20 protein-coding genes are annotated in these 16,906 nt (G+C 60.7%); 12 read left to right on the forward strand and 8 right to left on the reverse strand.

Annotated elements, in window-relative coordinates; genetic code table 11:
* Positions 1-855 (reverse strand): addiction module antidote protein, encoded by an 855-nt coding sequence (locus RLW41_RS18485; RefSeq protein WP_414462408.1) that lies wholly within the window; start codon positions 853-855, stop codon positions 1-3.
* On the reverse strand, positions 852-1,442 hold the full coding sequence (locus RLW41_RS18490) for a ComF family protein (protein ID WP_414462409.1): 591 nt from the start codon (positions 1,440-1,442) through the stop codon (positions 852-854). The genes RLW41_RS18485 and RLW41_RS18490 overlap by 4 nt, the downstream gene beginning before the upstream one ends.
* Positions 1,443-1,532: 90 nt before the next feature.
* Here RLW41_RS18490 and RLW41_RS18495 point away from each other — a divergent pair, with 90 nt between their 5' ends.
* From RLW41_RS18495 to RLW41_RS18505, 3 genes are all read left to right on the forward strand, one after another.
* Complete coding sequence (locus RLW41_RS18495) at positions 1,533-1,802, forward strand: hypothetical protein (protein ID WP_414462410.1); 270 nt, start codon at positions 1,533-1,535, stop codon at positions 1,800-1,802.
* Positions 1,802-1,927, forward strand: a complete 126-nt coding sequence (locus tag RLW41_RS18500; protein ID WP_414462411.1) for a hypothetical protein — start codon at positions 1,802-1,804, stop codon at positions 1,925-1,927. The genes RLW41_RS18495 and RLW41_RS18500 overlap by 1 nt, the downstream gene beginning before the upstream one ends.
* A gap of 95 nt (positions 1,928-2,022) precedes the next feature.
* On the forward strand, positions 2,023-2,667 hold the full coding sequence (locus RLW41_RS18505) for an SOS response-associated peptidase (protein WP_414462412.1): 645 nt from the start codon (positions 2,023-2,025) through the stop codon (positions 2,665-2,667).
* A gap of 31 nt (positions 2,668-2,698) precedes the next feature.
* Here RLW41_RS18505 and RLW41_RS18510 read toward each other — a convergent pair whose 3' ends face one another.
* Both RLW41_RS18510 and RLW41_RS18515 read right to left on the reverse strand, forming a co-directional pair.
* Complete coding sequence (locus tag RLW41_RS18510; protein WP_414462413.1) at positions 2,699-3,241, reverse strand: hypothetical protein; 543 nt, start codon at positions 3,239-3,241, stop codon at positions 2,699-2,701.
* 121 nt (positions 3,242-3,362) lie between these two features.
* Positions 3,363-3,752, reverse strand: coding sequence for a hypothetical protein (locus RLW41_RS18515; RefSeq protein ID WP_414462414.1), 390 nt, complete (start codon positions 3,750-3,752; stop codon positions 3,363-3,365).
* A 195-nt stretch (positions 3,753-3,947) separates the two neighbouring features.
* On the opposite strand from RLW41_RS18515, the gene RLW41_RS18520 reads away from it, so the two are divergent.
* A complete protein-coding gene (locus RLW41_RS18520) occupies positions 3,948-4,280 on the forward strand; it encodes a hypothetical protein (protein WP_414462415.1) in 333 nt (110 codons plus the stop codon).
* Here RLW41_RS18520 and RLW41_RS18525 read toward each other — a convergent pair.
* Entirely contained in the window at positions 4,270-4,500 is a 231-nt protein-coding gene (locus RLW41_RS18525) for a helix-turn-helix domain-containing protein (RefSeq protein WP_414462416.1), read from the reverse strand. The two genes, RLW41_RS18520 and RLW41_RS18525, sit on opposite strands and share 11 nt — an antisense overlap.
* 314 nt (positions 4,501-4,814) lie before the next feature.
* On the opposite strand from RLW41_RS18525, the gene RLW41_RS18530 reads away from it, so the two are divergent.
* Entirely contained in the window at positions 4,815-5,237 is a 423-nt protein-coding gene (locus RLW41_RS18530) for a nucleotidyltransferase substrate binding protein (protein ID WP_414462417.1), read from the forward strand.
* 403 nt (positions 5,238-5,640) lie between these two features.
* On the opposite strand, the gene RLW41_RS18535 is transcribed toward RLW41_RS18530, so the two are convergent.
* A complete protein-coding gene (locus tag RLW41_RS18535; protein WP_414462418.1) occupies positions 5,641-5,832 on the reverse strand; it encodes a hypothetical protein in 192 nt (63 codons plus the stop codon).
* Between the two features lie 126 nt (positions 5,833-5,958).
* On the opposite strand from RLW41_RS18535, the gene RLW41_RS18540 reads away from it, so the two are divergent.
* The 7 genes from RLW41_RS18540 to RLW41_RS18570 all read left to right on the forward strand — a co-directional run bounded on the left by RLW41_RS18540 (position 5,959) and on the right by RLW41_RS18570 (position 13,742).
* Positions 5,959-6,939: a tyrosine-type recombinase/integrase gene (locus RLW41_RS18540; protein WP_414462419.1), complete on the forward strand. Its 981-nt coding sequence runs from the start codon at positions 5,959-5,961 to the stop codon at positions 6,937-6,939.
* A gap of 330 nt (positions 6,940-7,269) precedes the next feature.
* Positions 7,270-7,737, forward strand: a complete 468-nt coding sequence (locus tag RLW41_RS18545; protein WP_414462420.1) for a hypothetical protein — start codon at positions 7,270-7,272, stop codon at positions 7,735-7,737.
* A 178-nt stretch (positions 7,738-7,915) separates the two neighbouring features.
* Positions 7,916-8,902: a helix-turn-helix transcriptional regulator gene (locus RLW41_RS18550; RefSeq protein WP_414462421.1), complete on the forward strand. Its 987-nt coding sequence runs from the start codon at positions 7,916-7,918 to the stop codon at positions 8,900-8,902.
* A gap of 115 nt (positions 8,903-9,017) precedes the next feature.
* Positions 9,018-9,512 (forward strand): hypothetical protein, encoded by a 495-nt coding sequence (locus RLW41_RS18555; protein WP_414462422.1) that lies wholly within the window; start codon positions 9,018-9,020, stop codon positions 9,510-9,512.
* Positions 9,513-9,543: 31 nt separating this feature from the next.
* Positions 9,544-10,272 carry a fimbria/pilus periplasmic chaperone gene (locus tag RLW41_RS18560; RefSeq protein ID WP_414462423.1) on the forward strand — a complete coding sequence of 243 codons (729 nt, stop codon included), beginning with the start codon at positions 9,544-9,546 and terminating at the stop codon, positions 10,270-10,272.
* Between the two features lies 1 nt (position 10,273).
* Positions 10,274-12,916 carry a hypothetical protein gene (locus RLW41_RS18565; protein ID WP_414462424.1) on the forward strand — a complete coding sequence of 881 codons (2,643 nt, stop codon included), beginning with the start codon at positions 10,274-10,276 and terminating at the stop codon, positions 12,914-12,916.
* A complete protein-coding gene (locus RLW41_RS18570; RefSeq protein ID WP_414462425.1) occupies positions 12,861-13,742 on the forward strand; it encodes a hypothetical protein in 882 nt (293 codons plus the stop codon). The genes RLW41_RS18565 and RLW41_RS18570 overlap by 56 nt, the downstream gene beginning before the upstream one ends.
* Here the strand turns inward: RLW41_RS18570 and RLW41_RS18575 are convergent.
* Entirely contained in the window at positions 13,739-13,981 is a 243-nt protein-coding gene (locus tag RLW41_RS18575) for a hypothetical protein (protein WP_414462426.1), read from the reverse strand. The two genes, RLW41_RS18570 and RLW41_RS18575, sit on opposite strands and share 4 nt — an antisense overlap.
* Positions 13,982-14,106: 125 nt before the next feature.
* On the reverse strand, positions 14,107-16,893 hold the full coding sequence (locus RLW41_RS18580; RefSeq protein WP_414462427.1) for a class I SAM-dependent DNA methyltransferase: 2,787 nt from the start codon (positions 16,891-16,893) through the stop codon (positions 14,107-14,109).
* Positions 16,894-16,906: the final 13 nt, after the last annotated feature.

Here is a 16,906-nt window from a genome sequence, read left to right on the forward strand (position 1 = left end):
CTAGCGGTCGATCGCCTCTTTGTCTGTGGGGCGCGCATCGAGGGTGACCCCGATTGACGAGAGCACTTTCATCACCGTCGCGAATTCCGGGTTCCCGCCGGAGTCCAGGGAACGGTAGAGCCCTTCGCGCGCGAGGCCGGTTTCGCGGGCGACGTGGCTCATGCCTTGCTCACGGGCAAGGGCGCCAAGCGTCTCGATGATGCGGGCCACGTTGCCGGTGTGAAAGGCCTTGTTGAGGGCGTCGATGGACCGGGCGTCGAGGGGTTTGGGTGGCGTGGTGTCGGAGACGGTGGCCCCATCGAGGAGGCTGGGTTGTGCCGCTTCGCCGGCGAGGAACATCTTCTCGGCGGGCGTGGCGCGCTTTTCGATATCGGCGCGAACGGGCGCATCGCATGAGGCGATGTACCGGCGGATTTGATCGGCCATCTTGAAGTTCACGACGTCCTTGGTCGGGATATTGTAGAGGACGGCGATCTTTTCCGCCTGCGAGAGCCTTAAGAGGTTGAGAAGCGTGCCCGGGCTTTTTCCGTCCCAGATCATCAATCCGAAATCGGCTTCGCGGGCCATCTCGCGGTCTTTGGCGGCGTAGAACTGGTAGTCCTTTGTTTTGGATTCGGCGATGACGTTGCGGATCATCCAATCGCCGACGTTGTTGCGCGGCCGGTCGCCGGAACAGAAGAGCGTGACGTTGCGGTAAGCGTGGTCGGCGAGGTACTTTTGAACGGCTTTGTCGGCACCGTTCGCATCGCCCAGGATGACGTGGTGGCCTTGGGCCATCATGGTGTCCAGGCGTTCCTTGATTTCTTGGGGCAGGCGGCTGATTTCGCGCGAGCCGCCGATGAAAATCGTTTTCATTGGTTGCTCCTTGTCTTGGTGATCGTGAGGGCGTAGACGGCCGCCGCCTTGCCTTCTCTGAGAAGCACGTCGGCGACCGCATTCATGGTGGCGCCGGAACGGTACAGGTCGTCGAACAAAAGCACCTTCTTGCCCTCTGTCTTCCCCGGCTCCACGTCATAGAGCCCCTCCAACAGCTTCTTCCTCTCCGCCACGTCGGTGACGTTCTTCAATTGTGGGGTTGCGCGCGTTTTGGTGATGCAGGGGACGAAGGGGATGCCGAGTCCCTTGGCGATGCCTTCGCCGAGGATCAACACGGGTTGAAGCGACCGCTGGCTGGAGGGAGGAACCGGCACGAGGAGCTGGCTGTGCTTGAGTTTGGGTTTGAGGAAGGTGACGGCGGCGTCGATGATGGGGTCCGCAGCGTCTTTGTCTCCACGGTTCTTGAGCTTGAAAAGACATTCGGCGATGGGGGGCCGGACCGTGTCGAATTGCATGTGGCCGTATTCGTTGTAGCCGGCCGGGGTACTGCTGATCGTGTGGAGGTCCAGGGCGAAGCCGGTGGTCCAGTGGCCCTCGATCTTGCTCGGGTTGATGTCGATTCCCATGATGAATTGTAATCTATGGGTTACATTGCGGCAAGGCGCGCCAAAGGATTGTTCTTGCATTGTTCTTGTCGGGTTTTATGGTGGGCCGCCATGATCGAGACCCTTGGCGAGGCATGGATAGCGGGCTGGAAGGTCACCGTGCGGTGCGCGTGGGGCAAGCGTGACGGCATGAAAACGGTGCGGGAATGCAGATACGGCAAGGACCTCGACCTTGCGTCTCTTGTCTGGACCAGGGGGAAGGACATGCCGCTCGCCCTGCTTGGGGAGCGGCTCAAATGCCCGCGTTGCGGATCGAGGCGGGTGATGGTGATGTTTCATCCGTCGGCGAACGTCACCCGCGCGGCGAACAGGAGCCTCTGATGACGGACCTGACCTATGAAGTTTGGAAGGTGGAACTTGCGAGCGCGCTGGATATTCAGTGCGGGTGGCAACCGGGCGAGGGTCTCATCCACATCGCGCATTGCGCGGATGGAAATTGGCGGTAAGCCTTCGAGGCGGGCCTTTCGCCGGAGGACATGGCGTACCAGGAATTCGCCTGCATGTTGGCGGATGAAGGGAACGACTGAGAAGGGAAGCGCCGGTGTGCAATCTTTATTCGTGCGTGAAACCGCGTGACACCATTGGCCGACTCTTCCGCACAACCCGCGACAGCACCCCGCCCACCCCTCCTTCCTTTCCGGGCATCTTTCCTGACACGCTGGCACCGGTCGTCTTCAATTCGGCCGATGGCGAACGCGAGTTGACCTTCATGCGGTGGGGGTTTCCGCCGCCCCCCAAAGGCAACCGTCCTGTGACCAACGTGCGCAACGTGAAGTCGTCGTTCTGGCGGGCGTGGCTGAAGCCGGAGTATCGTGTGTTGGTGCCGGTCACCAGTTTCTGCGAGTACACCGACAGCACGCCGAAAATTCCGCACTGGTTTGCGTTGAACGACGAACGTCCGTTGTTTGCGTTCGCCGGCATCTGGCGGCCGTGGACGGGTACGCGCAAAAATGAAACGGGGGAGCATCGTCTCTTCAGCTTCCTCACCACGGAGAGTAACGGCGTGGTGGGGCCCGTGCACCAGAAGGCGATGCCGGTGCTGCTCACGAAGTCCGAAGAATATGAAACCTGGTTGACCGCTTCGACGGAAGAGGCGCTCAATCTTCAGCGGCCGCTACCGGATCAGGAAATGAGTATTGTTGGCGTGGGAGCGCGGTTTGATGGGGAAGGTCCGAGACTGCCCTGACTGGCGTAAAGGCGCTTGAGGACAGCGATGGCTACGAGGCATCCCATGCTTCGACGATCAGCCATTCGTCCGGTGCGCATTGCGCGGCGACATCATGGTCGATGACGGTCCGGCCGATGGGGCTCGGGGCGGCACCCGCAAGAAAGTCTTCAAGGTCCATTTTCCAAACGGCATTGGCGAGGGGCGGGCCAATGTCGGCGAGGATGGGTGGCAGCAGGTGCTTGGCCTGTGCGGTGTATTCCAAGGGATAGCCACCGTTAAAGGCGAGGAAGCGCGCGTCGCCTTTGTCCTTGAGGTCGTCCAGCCAGCGGGTTCCGAAGAGGTCGGTTTGCCAGATGGCGAGCCTCGTACCTTGAGGGGATTTTGATTGCGCCGGTGTTGTCGGTTCTTCGGCTTTGCGGAACACCGCGATCATCCATCCGAGCATCGGTGGCCTCCCGAAAAAGGCGAAGAAAGCGCTGATGATTGCGCCGTTGGTGCGGCGGGGAAGGGATGGAAAACTTTCTTTTGGGGTTGCAACTGGCGTGCGCGTTTGCAACAGGGGGGATGGCAGTTGTGGTTTGAAATGCAGCACAGTGTATGCGGCGTATGCAATCGCTTTGCACGCGGAGGAATTCAGCGGTTAGCATTTGAGTATGGAATTTAGGGAATATGCGCTGCCCGCGTTGGAAATCATGGGGTTTATCCTGTTGTGGTCATTGAAGGCCACCATGTACGTCATCAGCTTTATGGTGTGGCTCGGCTTTTTTGCCTTGTGGCTGGTGTTCGTCGTGGTGGTGTTCGGTAGGTTGCCGCGCTCCGTCATGCGCTACCTGTGAGGTTTGAGTATCATCGGGCTCGATGGCGGCCCGCATGAGGTAGATGACGCTTTTGAGGCGATCAAGCTTGACGCGCCAGAAGAAGCCGTCGCGGCTTTCACCAACGATGGAGGCGGTTTGTTGGGCATAATCCGGGTACCAGGCTTTTCCTTTGTCGGTGAAGCGTGCGGGACGCGGAGGGTTGCGGTGGCGGCCTCGGGGCATGGATCTTCTTTCGTTGCGGCGAAGGTCGGAGAAAGCGAGATAAGCCACAAGGGTGATGCGCACGAAAGAGGCAGTGACTTGCTTCGAGCGTTGATGGAGTGGCGTCGTTCGGATCTGTCGGAATGTTTTGAAATGGCGGGAAATAGCCACTAGACCGCGTCACGTGTCGCTCGCTTGGATCTTCGGAGTCTCGCAAGTATGCACCATGCATATTTGTCGAGTTGTTCACGGTGTCGTAATAGATGCACCATGCAAACAATGACGTGTTTCGAACTTCGCGCGGTGCTCGAGGATCTCGGTCTCACGCAGCGGGACCTGGTGCGCCTGAGCGGCGCGGCGGGTTCGCAGGTTTGGCGCTGGTGCGATGGATTCAGCCCGGTGCCGGAGTATGTCCGGACGCTCCTCACACTGATGAAGACGGATGACCGCTTGTCGGTGGTGTTTGGCCACCGTCAATATTGGGGCGTTGAGCGGCATCACCTGTTTCGCAAGGGGGCGACGTTCCGGAAGCTTCTGCACCGGTGGCATTTGGACAAGAACGCGCGCGACACGAACGGGGAGATGAAGATCGTGCTTCAGTTCAGGGAGTGATACCGAGCAGCTGTCGGACATCGATGTTGAAGAGGTCCGCGAGCACAAGGGCGGTGTGGGCGGTGAGCTTGGTCGTTCCCTTCTCGAGTTTCTGCACGGCTTGAAAGGTGCAACCGAGCTTATCGGCGACGGTTTGCTGGGTGAGTTTGGATGCGAGCCGGGCGATGCGGATGCGCTTTCCGGTTTGGGCGTCCCACAGAGAAAGAGGGGTCCGTGGCAAGGAGGTGGCTTTCGTTGGTGACCTCGGCCACAGTCAAGGTGGCTGGGGAGTTCAAAGCCGCCAAATGAACGGCGTAGCATATCGGTTTGCGCGTATTCCGCTGCCTCCCCAACCGTGTGCTGAAGTGCAGTTTGGTATCGGCTGTGCGTCAGCCGCATTCGGTGAGCTTTGAAACTTTGCACCGTACCTGGCGCGTGGTGACTATATCTCGGGCCGGCGCGTTCGCCAATGGCGTGGTGATGTGCATGTGAATGAGGCACGATATTCAATAATTCGTCGGCAGCCGTTAGCGTGGCGTTCTGATGAAACGTAGTGTGCTGGCGCTCGAAAAAGAACTTCTTCGGTTGGAGATGGCCTTGTTCCAAGTATCAATGAGCGCGGCGGTGTTTCCGGTGTTGTCGCCGGCATACCGCGCCTTAGCGATGAAGTCGTTCGAGATGTGTTTGGAGCATGCGTCGTCGGTGATGACGTGTCTGCTGCTGGAAAAAGGTTCGGCGAAAGCGAGCAAGGGCAGCGAACCATTTCGCATGCTGGTGGCTAGGGCGCGGCAACATGGAATTGTGTCCGACGGGAAATGCTGGCGCCTCTATCGAGATTGGCGGAACGAGAGCGTGCATCACTATTCGGACAAGGCGGCTGATAGGATTCTTGGCGGTATGGCCGGATTCATTCGGTCGTCGCGCGGATTGCTAGCGGGTGTATCGGCCGGGATGGAGGGGGGCGATGAATTTATGTGAGCGGCAGGTGTGATGTGGTGATGGACCATATCGCTCCGTATACAAACGATATCGTTCGCATGGGTGGAAGTGCACCTGTCGTGGAACTGTAGGTGGCCGTTGCTAGAATCCTACACCCCCCTCTCGTAAAAACGGTCATAATCGACATTAAGACCGCTTCCGCCGGAGGCGGTAGAGACGAGTTTCAACTTCGGCGATTTCTTTTTGAATGGCTGCGAGACTGCGGCGGGCCTCTTCATACAAGGCTGTCAATTCGTTGGCGGTTGCATCCTTTCCTTGGATCGTCGCCGCTCGGATTTGTGCGGGCAGCTCTCGGATGTACATTTCAAGCTCAAGTTCGTTTCTGCCGAGGGAAAGAAGCTGTTGCTCCAAGACATCAGAAGGAAGGGATGCCATGGGCGGGTTATTTGCCGAGTGCTGCTTTGACCTTTGACGTGAGGTCTTCAAGGCGCTTGCGTATTGAGTTTATGTCGGCTTCGAGCTGTTCATAGCTGTCATTTTGCGGAAGCGGGCGGCCAAAGAGCACCATCGGCTCAAGCACGTTGTCGTTGAGATTCGTGGTGGGGTCCCGGCCGGGGTCCGTTTGGCGTGTCATAGGAAAAATTTGCAGCGTTAAATCGTATACTGCAAGCGCTGCGTGAGGCGTGCACGGCAACGGGTGTTGTGAGACAATGCGGGGGTGAAGTCCGGAAGCCCTGCGCACGATGACCTTGAAACGGCCGTGAGTCGGTGGGTTCCCGACATCGTGCATGCGACCCATCCGCTTGCTGCCCAGGCGACAACGACCTTCATCACCAATCAGCGCAGTCCGCAGACCAAGACTGCGTATTTCGGCATCCTGCGGAAATTCCTGGCGTGGGCGGATAATGGTGGCTGGTCGTCGCTAAGTGATCTCACCACGCTCGACATCAAGCGCTACGAGACCGGCCTGTTGCGCGTGCGCGGAAACGGCGGGCAGGCCGCGCCGCGGTCACGGGCGCAAACGCTCTCGTGTTTAAGAAGCTACTTCCGCGCGCTGGTGAATGTGGGCGCCCTCACCGTCAACCCGGCCGCCGAGGTCAAGGGCTCGAAAGCCTCGGCCAATATTGGGGCCTATCCGGCTTTGTCATCCGACGACGTGACGAAACTTTTGGCGAGTATGGAGGGCGACAGCCTGCAAGACCTCCAGGAGCGCGCTCTGATCGGTTTGATGCTGTTTGCTTGTGCGCGTGTGGGCGCGGTGACGAAACTCACGCACAGCGACGTGCGCGAAGCCGAGGGGCGGCTGGTGGTCAAGCTCGATGAGAAAGGGGAGAAGGAGCACTGGGTGCCGCTGTCCAAGGAGGCGGATGCGTTCTTCAGGGCGTTTCGTGACGCGTCGGGCGAGGGCGCCGCGTGGTGCGACCCGAACCCCGAGGGGTATGTGTTCCGCCGGTGGGACAAGGGTCGGAAGCGGTTGACGGGTCGGCCGCTGGACCGTCGGGTGTGCCTCAGGATCGTGAAGCGGCGCGCCGAGCGGGTTGGTTTGTTTGGCGTGAAAAACCACACCTTCCGCGCCACTGGCATCACGCGCTTCATCAACGTCACTGGAGACATGGAGCGCGCGCGGCGTCTCGCTAACCACAGTTCGGTCAACACCACCAAGCTTTACGACCACAATGACCAGGGTGTTCAACCCCACGACGTCGACGAAATTTCATTTGATGGGGTGATGGTGCGGTAGTGATTGAAGGTTTGGACATTGATGGGTCTTGGCGGTGCGTGGGGTGCCATCGAGCGTTAGCATGGAGCCATGCGCGCACCCGCTCGCAGTCGTCCGTTAAGATTGGGACTTTTCAGTCGCGCGACTCGCACGGGTGGCTTGTGCGACGGACGTCGTGGAGGTTTGGATGGCGACGGTCTGTCGCGCCGTGGTGGTATGGCCCGGCGTGGCGCGCTTGCCATCGCGAGGTCCTTGGGACACGATGGAGCCTAAGGAAAGCCATCGACGATCGTCTACGTTAGCGACCAATTGGAAGGATGCCTTGGCGCCGCGCATAGGCGCTGCGTCGCGTTGAGTGCCGGCAACGCTGGGAACCGGCGATGGCCGGTTGAACTGCTGTTTGCGTTCGGTGGGGATGTTTTCGCGTGCGGGGCAGGCGAAAATCCGTTGAAATACCTGAAGTGGGCCCTCCGCACGCCGCGTGTGGGCGAGATCGGGTTTGCCAGCTGTTGGGACATTGATGACGGCTTGCGTCTGAAGCACGTCGCCTATGTGGATGGGGTGGGCGATAGCGCGGAACTTTGGGTCCCCGTTGATGCGCTGGAAATCTATGCGCCACGCCTGTCTATGTTCGTGGACCTTTGTGTGATGGAGGCGATGACCATGAGCCTTCCCCATGTGTCGTTCGGGATGTCCCGGATGACGGAGGTGCTGGGTCGCCTCCGGGCGATGGGCGACGTTTTCGATGTGGGGCTTGATGAATGTCCTCCGCCGTGGCGGAAGAAGGCGCGGAGTATTGGACGTCCGAAGGATGGCTGAGCTGCCACTTGGTCATTTGACCAAGTGACGGATTGGCGCAGCGCGCGCGGTGGGGCTTTGATCCGGAGCGGAAACGAGCGCGGGATTTCAGCATAGAGAGAAGATTTGGTGCGAGTGCGAGCTGCGGCGGAGCAGAAATAAAATTCTTGGCAACGGGTGGTTATCTGGCAGTTTAGGGGTGTTTTCGTTTAATCCGCATCTCATTGCCATGCAGCTTGAAAGCGTGTTTTCCGCCGTTTCTGAGGCTGAACTTTTAGGGGCGTGGAAATCCTACCTCACCCAGCTGATTGCGGAGAGCGAGGTGCTGGGGTTTTGCGTGCGCTGGATTTTTTCGGAGGCGCCGCCGCTCGGGCGGTCGCTCTCGCTGGGGGAGTTCGGGGACAACGCGTTTTGCCATCAGCGCAGGGTCCCGACAGCGCGGCCGGAGGTGGTGGTGCGCAACGGCGCCGTCCCCCTCGCGGTCGTAGCTCTACCGGATGTGCCGGTGACGGTCGGGGTGAGCAGTTCGCACGGGGCGGCGGCGGTCGAGGTTCTGCAGCAGGTGTGCACCACGGCGGTTTTCGTTCAGGCATTGGTACACAGTTTCCGCGTGTTTGAGGCGCATCTTTCAGCGCGGAAGGCGATGCTGCTGGCAAGCTGCGAAGCGACGTTGATTTTGGATGAGCGTGGCGTCATCCACGGGCGCAACGAGGCCGCCATCCTGCTGTTCGAGAAACTGGGCGATGTGGTGCGGTGGGGCGATGATCACCGGCTGAAATTTGTGTCACAAAAGGAAGACAGGCTATTTGCTCGGGTGCTGGCGGAGTTGTTTGAGGGTGACATCGGCTGTTGCCACAGGGTCCAGTTCCATGAGGAGTTGATGGTGCGTCTGCGGGCGGTGTCCAGTGGCGGCGTGGAAGGCGAGCGGATCGCGACGGCGATGTTGCGGAAGTTGTCGTTGGCGATTGAGGTCGAGGCGGAGGAGCTGAGGCGCGTCCTTAAGGTATCGCCGTTGCAGGCACGGTTGGCGCAAGCACTGCTGCGCGGCGACAGCATCATCGAGCATGCGCGCGAGATCGGTTCGTCGGAGAGCACCGTGCGCTGGCACTTGGCGCGCTTGATGGATGCGCTGGGGTGCCGGAGGCAGTCCGACGTGGTGCTGAAGCTTGCACGAATGTTTGGATAACTCGTGGGGACTTAGGCATTCGACGGGTGCGTGGCTGCGCGGAATGGGTTCTGCTCGGGTTGTGTTTTGCGTCTCCTGGTTTTGCGTTGTGAAGGCGGACCAAGGGAGATACCCCATGAAAAAAGCGATGATTGCGTTGGCGTTGTGTTGTGCTGCGGGGCCGGCGGTGGCCGCGGAGCAAGTGATCAATCTCACCGCCACCGTGAGCGGGAGTTGTTCGATTTCGGATTCCGCGAGCCCCTCGGCGGTGACCCAGGCGTTGACCATCAACGGTGATGGGCACGTGTCGACGACGCCGGTGACGATGACGTTCCCGGTGGCGTGCAACGGACCGTCCACGTTGCAAATGACAAGTTCCAATTATGGTCTTGTGGGCCCGGGGACGGTTGCGGGCTATGTCAACAAGATCGGGTACACGGCGGTGACGTCGGGGGTGTTCGCGGCACCGTTTACGCTCAATGTCCCGCTGGGGGCGCCGCAGCCACCGGTCGAAACGGACGTACCGGCGGCGGGGGATTTGGTTTTGACGATCACGCCGCAGGACCAGGGGAAGCTGGTGAAGGGGAGTTACAGTGATGCGCTTCACCTGGTGATCACGCCTCTGCAATAGCGGGCTTACTTTTAATAATTTGGAGTTTTGGATGCTGCGACGGATGCTGTTCGCGGCGGCGGCGGGGTTTTGCCTCGCCGTGCCGTGCCAGGCGACGACGGTGTCGCCTTTGAATATCGAGATGACGCCGAGTGGAGTGCACAGCCGCGCTCAGATTACGGTCAGCAACACATCGTCCAACCCCATCGCCATCGAGCCGCAGGTGGAAACGCTCGTCATGGAGGAGCGTGGGGGTGATCGGCGGCGGCCCGACGACGACGACTTTTTGATTTTGCCGGCGCAGGCGTTGATCGCCCCAGGTGAGACGCAAGTGTTCCGGGTGCAGTGGGTGGGTGATGGAGCGCTGGCGGAAGGCAAAAGCTTCCTCGTGACGATGGCGCAGCTGCCCGTGAGTGGGGCGCAAGGTCGCTCGGCTCTTGCGTTGTCGGTGAGTTTCGCGGTTGCGGTGAATGTCGGGGCGGCGGGTGTGATGCCGGTCTTGAGGTTGGTGGCTTCCGGGGTGAAGCATGACCGGCGGGGGCGGCTGCGCCCTTACGTGGTGGTGGACAATCCGACGGCAACGCACGCGTTGCTGAAAGACGCGGCGATCACGTTGGCGTCCGACCAATGGTCGACAACGCTGGCGGCCGGGTCGCTGGTCAACAATCTGGGCACAGGGCTCGTGCAGCCGCATCATAGGCGGCAGTTCCTCCTGCCGATCGATCTCCCGCGTGGCGTCAAAGGGTTGCGCGTGAGCCTGGATTACCGTCCAGGGGGTTGAAATGATGCGCGCATGGGTGCTTGCCGCTGCGGTGTTGGTTTTCGGTTGCCCTGCGCAGGCGGCCCTCGCCCCTTCCCTAGCTTTGAGGACGCGCCTCAATGGCACCGGCCACACCATCGTGATTCCGGCGGAACTGAAGGATGGCGAAGACCTGGCGGGTGAGGTGCCGGTCACCATCGGCGCCGATGACGAAGTGGCGGTGGACCGTGACGGATTGGCGGCGGTTCTCAAAAACCGCGTGACTCCGGAGGTGCTGACGCAGCTGGCGGCGATCGACGTCGGCGATGCGGTCATTCCGATTTCGAAGCTGAAGGATGTTGGCGGTGTCGAGGTCGCCTTCAACCCGGGTGGTCTTGCGCTTGAGTTGAGGAAGTCGGCGGCGGGCGCTGCGGAAACGGTCATTCCAATGACGCGCAGGGGTGTGGCGGCGGTGAACAGGAAACCGGCGGCGGTGTCCGGATATGTCAACGTGACGACGGTGGTGGATGGTGTGTGGGAGACGCCGTCCGGGCCGCCGGTCGACATGGATATGGAGTTCGAGGGAGCTGGGCGCATCAACGGCTGGGTGATGGAGGGTGAAGCCCGTCTGGACGGGCCTCTGGATGCGTTTATATGCCCGACGACGGCACAGTGCTCCTTCACCCACAAAAAGGGTTTTAAAAGGCTTGGGACGCGTTTCGTGCGGGAGTTCGATGACAGTGGCGTTGTGATGACGGCCGGGGACATCGGCTACGCGGGATATGCGCTGCAGCGGGGCAATGACGTGCTGGGCGTGGGGTTTTCGCATGATGCGGCGCGGTTCGGGGGTAACGATCGCCTGACATCGGCGACGTCGGTCCTTGCGCTCGATAGTCCGGCCGATGTGGAGGTGTCCATCAATGGCGCAGTGATCCAGCACCTTCATCTCAACACCGGGACGTACAGGCTGTCGGACTTGCCGTTGTTGGCGGGTGCCAACACGGTGACGTTGCGCGTGTTCACGGCGAGCGGCGAGGCACGCACCATCGTGCTCACCGCGCTGGCGGACGACCGGATGCTGCAACCGGGGAAGTCGGTGTGGGGCGTCAACGCGGGGGTGGCGTCGTTCGTGAGGGATTCGCAACGGGCGTATGTGGTCGATGATTTGGTGGCCAACGGTTATTTCCGGCGCGGGCTTTCGCCGTTTTTCACCGGGGATGTGCACGGGCAGGCTGATGCGGATGTGCTGATGGCGGGCGGAGACCTGTCGATGCTCTCGCCGGCGGGGTTGTTCGCCGTGGGTGTTGCGGGGAGTGGTGCGTACGGTGAAGGTTCTTTCGGTTACGCGTTGACCGCCGCATGGGATTACTTGCCTCCGGCGGTGCCTGGTGATTGGCGGCATTCGATCCATATTGGCGCGCAATACGAGAGTGGCCTGTTCCGGACGCCGGGCGATGCCGTGGTTGGGCGCGGCGGCGTGCTGTACGCGACGCTTGATCCTCTGTTTCTCGTATCGGGAAGCTGGACGGTCTCGGCGGGGCGGGCGTGGAGCCTTGTGGCTTCGGGGCGGTATTTGCTGCCCAACAACGAGAGCGTGACGCCGGGTGCGTTGGTCGACACCGGAGCGCGGTGGGAAGCAGGGCTGGCATTAAGCAAGCCGTTGACGCCTTCGGTCGAGGGGTCGTTGTGGGCGAGTTACGGCAATGAACACCTTGTGACGTTCCTACCGAATTTGGACACGCGGCCAGACATCACTGTCGGCATGCGGTTCAGCTGGCAACCTGATGCGCGGACGATGGTCCAGGGCGGCGCGGACAGCGGCCTCAAATCCACATCGGTGTTTGCAACCCGCCGCAGTGCCGATGATGCCTGGACCGGTGCGCTGTCAGCGGTGGACAATGAGGGTATCGACACCAACGTGTCGGCATCGTTGACCCACAACGGGCGTTTTGAGCAGACCACCGTCACGCAATCGGCTGGGGGGACCGGGTCGCCGTTCGAGGGCACGCCGCGCTACGCGGAAACGTCGCTGCGGTCGACCACGGCCATTGCGTACGCCGATGGTCATGTCGCGGTGGGTGCGCCCATCCATGATGCGTTCGCGATCGTGACGCCCCACAAGTCCATTGCTGACAACGAGGTGATTGTGGGGAGCGCGGATCATCCAGTGGCGAAGGGTTCGGCTTCGTGGCCGGCGCTGGTGACCAATTTGCCGTCGCATGTTGAGAGCGAACTCGCCTTGGATGCGATCAATCTTCCGGAAGGCTACAGCCTTGGGGAAGGCAACATGGCGCTGAAACCCGATTATCGTGCGGGTTATGCGGTGGAGGTCGGGTCAGACCATGCGATGACCGTGCGCGGCGTGCTCGTGGATGGCAGCGGTGAGCCGCTGGCGTTGGCGATGGGTACAGCGGTGAAGGTGGGTGGCGCGAGCTTGCAGGTATTCACCAACGCCAAGGGGCGGTTTGCGATGGACGGCGCAAGTCCGGGTCGCTGGCATGTGATGGCCTGGGGGCCGCATGGAAAGGTCGGGTACTGGGTTGAGGTGCCGGAAGGGAAGACGGCGCTTGTGAATGTAGGGACGGTGAGGCCGTCGGAGGAAAAGGAGGAGCATCGTGGGGCACCGGGGATTGGTTGGGCGGCTATTACCGTGCCTGCTGCTTCTGTTGATGTCGCTGCCCGCTGAGGCCGGCCAGAACTGCGGCGCGAAGGGCGGGAAGACCCTGACGATCGCGCAGCCGATTGTGCTTTCAGGAAATTACGATCCGACGGCGGCTGGCAACGTGGTGGTGCCGGGCGTCATCCAAGTGGGCGCGCCACCTGGTCTTGGCCCGTGCGTGGCGTGGGTGACGCTTTCGAAGGGGCAGGTGGGGGGAATGGTGGGGCCGGGCGGCGCGCACCTGGCGTACGGGTTCTCGGGCGCCTTCCAGACAGCGGGCCAGGAGGTCCTCAACATTTCGGTGGATGGCAATGGGTATGGGCCGCCGCAAAGCGGGGCCTTGGTCATTGGCGCGGGGCAGCACGTACCGGCCGGGACATATTCGGAGACGCGGATGATCAACGTGTCGTCGGTATCGACGCTGTTGTCGCAGCAAAGTTTGGTGGTTTCGGCAACGGTGGTGTCGAGCTGCACCTTGCCGGCGCCGGCGACATCGCATCTCGATTTCAGCCAGGGTATCAGCGCCGCGCATGTTGTTGCCGGTTATGCGATGGCCACGTCGATCGCGGGTGCGTCCTGTACGGGTCCGTCGGTGTTGCGGTTGAAGGGAGGGCCGATGGTGACGACTGCGGCGGCGGGAAATCTTGCAAGCAAGATCGATTACAAGGCGACCGCGGTGTTCGGAGGGGTGACGGCTGCGTTGTCGACGTCGTCCCAGGCCGAAGCGCAATCGTCGGTGGGGGCGGTTTCGGGAGCGGTGAGTATCGACGTGTCGCTGGTGGACGAAGGCAAGACGCTGGCCGCTGGTAACTACAACGCGATGCTGTCGGTCGTTCTGGAGCCCGCCAATTAGGCGCGCGGCAGCTGGCCTTCGTAGGTTTCGACCATGAAGATGTGGAACGCGCCGATATAGTCGGCGGGGGCTGTATGCGGGTTGAGGGCTTGGAAGGTGTGGCGGTTGATGATCATCCAATCGTCAAAGCCAGTCACGGGGTCTGCCGTCTGGGCGAAATAGCTTCGGTAAAGGGTCTCGAATGCGGGCGTGGTTGTCGTCATGCCCGGGAGTATGACCGAGGTCACGATAGCCGACAAGACGGTGGTGTTCTAATTAGCCAATGAGGTGTCCAGAAGTGTACCAATTTGCCGGTCTCGCATTCGGCCTCTTCCGACACCTTCGGTTCGCGCACCGGCGAATAGTCGGTAGCTCTCTGACTAGCTTATGCTGAGGCTTTCTTCTTTGCGCGGCCTCCGAGCTTTGGTGCGGGTATAAGCGGCAGTACGGTCTCTTGAAAAAGTTTGAAGAGAAATTCCATGCGCACGCGGTCGTTGGCGAAGGGTTGTGAGCGGTAGGCCTTGTCGACGGCCCGGTCGAGAGCGGCATGCGCTTTTGTCAGCGCGGGGGGCATGCCGAGCGGATCATATAGCTCGGCCAGCGTCGCGTCCTTGAAAGTCGCACGGGTTTCAAGGAGCGCGTTGGCGGCGGAAGCGATATCCTGCTTTTGCCTGTCGGTCGGTTCGGGGAAGGGGAAGTTGTTGTAGACCGAAGGTGCGTAGCTGAAATCACTTTTGAGGCGGCCGCAGATGTGGCGAACCCACGCCATGTGCATCGCCGAGGTGAGCACGCCGAAAAGAAAGAGGTCGGCGCCCTCGATCATTTGCAGTTTATTGCTGGCGATCGTGTCGGCAGATAAAAACGTAATCGGTATGTAGCGCCGCAATTCCGAGGACACTTCTGGCAGTACCAAATATTTTTCGTCGGGTTGGCGGTCCTGCGTGAAAAGGGTTGGCGTCGCGGCGTTCGCTTTTACGCTCGCCGTGGGGCTGTCGAGGCGGCTTGCCCGAACACGAGCCACACGGGCTTTAATCATCGGCAGCGCGTTCAGCTCTGCTGGCTTGATGCCCTTCAGCCAAAGGCAATACCTCTCCACGGCGTAGAGGAGTTCTTCGCTCCCGATGTAGGGCTTTATCCATTTCGCTGCACCGGGCTCCGCCGCGATCAACGCTGCGCGGTCATCCCTATTCAGCACGAGGTGCCCGCCGTCGGTCGGCTGACTGCCTTTGAGCATCTGGAGGTAGCCCGGCTTGGGCCGCGTCCGCGTGGGAAGGGCAATGTCGGGGCCGTCGATAAGGTAGCCGTTGATGTTGGCGACCTTCTCTACCTCGTGAGGATCGCCCTGGATGTCGTCGTATTCGAACAGCCGTCGCCGCTGCGGTTGGCCGAGGCTAAAGCCCACGATCACGCAATGGACCGCCGCCTTGCCGCGCGCGTCACTCGCCCACTCGAAAGTCCTGTGCGCGAAATCGATGTGGACACCCTGTTGGAACATATACGACCAAAGGATGCTCGCCTGTTCGCCCTGGCAGAGGGAATTCGTGGACACAAAGGCGACCTTAATCGCCGGATTGGCGCGGATGTAGTCCAACGCCTTGCGGTACCAGCAGGACACAAAGTCTAGCCGCCCGAAACGGCCTTTCTTGCCCCAGATCAACTCTTGGTTCTCGACCTGTTGCTTCGAGCGGTACTGGTGGCCGATGAAGGGCGGATTGCCGAGAATAAAGGAGAGTTTGTCGGGTGGCACCAAGCCCGCCCAGTCGGCCTTCAACGCATCGGCATTGGCGATGTGCGGCGAGGCCTTCAAGGGGATGCGGACGTAGGCGAAGCCGAAGGCCTCTGACAGCCGCATGTTCATCTGGTGGTCGACGAGCCACAACGCCACCTCCGCCACGCGGGACGGGAACTCCTCGATCTCGATCCCGTAGAACTTGTCGACGTCGATGCGTGAGAGCTTGGTGATGTCCAGAAGCTGCAGCTGGTCGCGGTCGGGATAGAGTTTCTTCAGCAGTTCGATCTCGAGCAGCCGCATCTCCCGGTAGGCGATGATAAGGAAGTTGCCGCAGCCGCAGGCCGGGTCGAGGAACTGGTAGCCCGCGATCCTGTCGTGGAGGGCGCGCAGTTTCGCCTTGTCCTTGGTCTGCTCCAGTTCCTGCTTGAGGTCATCGAGGAAGAGGGCGCCGCACACCTTGAGGATGTTCTTCTCGGTGGTGTAATGCGCGCCAATGCCCCGGCGCTTATCCTTGTCTTCGCTGTCCATGACGTGCTGAAACAGCGCCCCGAATACGGCGGGCGAGATGGCATCCCATTCGAAATAGCAGGCATCGAGGAGTGCAGTCCGCATCTTCGAGTCGAAACTTGCGATTGTCAGCGGACGTCGGAAAAGGTCGCCATTGATGTAGGCGAAGCGGGCCAGGTCCTCATCGAGGTTCTTGGGGCGCTTGTCATGCTCCTGATTGAGGATCTGGAAAAGCTCGGCGAGCTTCGGACCGAGGTCGGTTCCGTCCTCCCGTGTGCGCTGGTCGATATAATCGGTGAAGATGTCTTTCTCGAAGATGCCGGTGTCGTCGGCGAAAAGGCAGAACAGCAGGCGCACAAGGAACAGTTCGAGGTCGGCGCCGACGTACCCGTTGTCCTTCAGGGCGTCATGCAGGCCGCCCATAATTTCGGACGCATGGATGTTGACCGGGTCCTGGTCCTTGAACTCGCGCTGCTTGTAGCCCGCGATGAAGCTGAACAGCTCGACGTGCTTCGGCAAGTCCTTGAGTTTGAATTTCGTGACCTTGCCGGTATCGAGGTCATGCAATTCAAAGGTCTGGAAATCCGAGACCAAAACGTGGCGTGGCAGTTCCTCTTCCTTGAGATGCGGGAAATAGTCGAACGCCTGCTCCTTCGCTTTGACGAGGTCGTGGCCTGCGCTCTTTTGCTCGACCAGCAGCGTGCCCTTCCAGAATAGGTCGATGCGGCCGCGCTTTTTACCGAGCTTCTTGACCGGTTCCTCAAATGTCGCAACGCGGCGGCGGGAGATGCCGAACACGTTGAAGAACTCGTTGTAGAAGGTTTGGGATTCGCCGTCTTCGCGCCGCGCATCCTTGAACTCGTGCGCCAAGGCGATAGCCCGACTTCGGATCTCGTTCCAGCTCAACGGCATGATGGATTCCCCCGCCCCCATTGTCACGGATTGG

It is taken from the genome of Hyphomicrobium sp. DY-1, from assembly GCF_047497105.1.
Lineage (GTDB): Bacteria > Pseudomonadota > Alphaproteobacteria > Rhizobiales > Hyphomicrobiaceae > Hyphomicrobium_B.

Excerpts from the sequence above, each read along its gene's own strand:
- RLW41_RS18485 (WP_414462408.1), bottom strand. The coding sequence starts at position 855 with ATGAAAACGATTTTCATCGGCGGCTCGCGCGAAATCAGCCGCCTGCCC.
- RLW41_RS18490 (WP_414462409.1), bottom strand. The coding sequence starts at position 1,442 with ATGGGAATCGACATCAACCCGAGCAAGATCGAGGGCCACTGGACCACC.
- RLW41_RS18495 (WP_414462410.1), top strand. The coding sequence starts at position 1,533 with ATGATCGAGACCCTTGGCGAGGCATGGATAGCGGGCTGGAAGGTCACC.
- RLW41_RS18500 (WP_414462411.1), top strand. The coding sequence starts at position 1,802 with ATGACGGACCTGACCTATGAAGTTTGGAAGGTGGAACTTGCGAGCGCG.
- RLW41_RS18520 (WP_414462415.1), top strand. The coding sequence starts at position 3,948 with ATGACGTGTTTCGAACTTCGCGCGGTGCTCGAGGATCTCGGTCTCACG.
- RLW41_RS18535 (WP_414462418.1), bottom strand. The coding sequence starts at position 5,832 with ATGACACGCCAAACGGACCCCGGCCGGGACCCCACCACGAATCTCAAC.
- RLW41_RS18555 (WP_414462422.1), top strand. The coding sequence starts at position 9,018 with ATGAAAAAAGCGATGATTGCGTTGGCGTTGTGTTGTGCTGCGGGGCCG.
- RLW41_RS18560 (WP_414462423.1), top strand. The coding sequence starts at position 9,544 with ATGCTGCGACGGATGCTGTTCGCGGCGGCGGCGGGGTTTTGCCTCGCC.
- RLW41_RS18565 (WP_414462424.1), top strand. The coding sequence starts at position 10,274 with ATGATGCGCGCATGGGTGCTTGCCGCTGCGGTGTTGGTTTTCGGTTGC.
- RLW41_RS18580 (WP_414462427.1), bottom strand. The coding sequence starts at position 16,893 with ATGGGGGCGGGGGAATCCATCATGCCGTTGAGCTGGAACGAGATCCGA.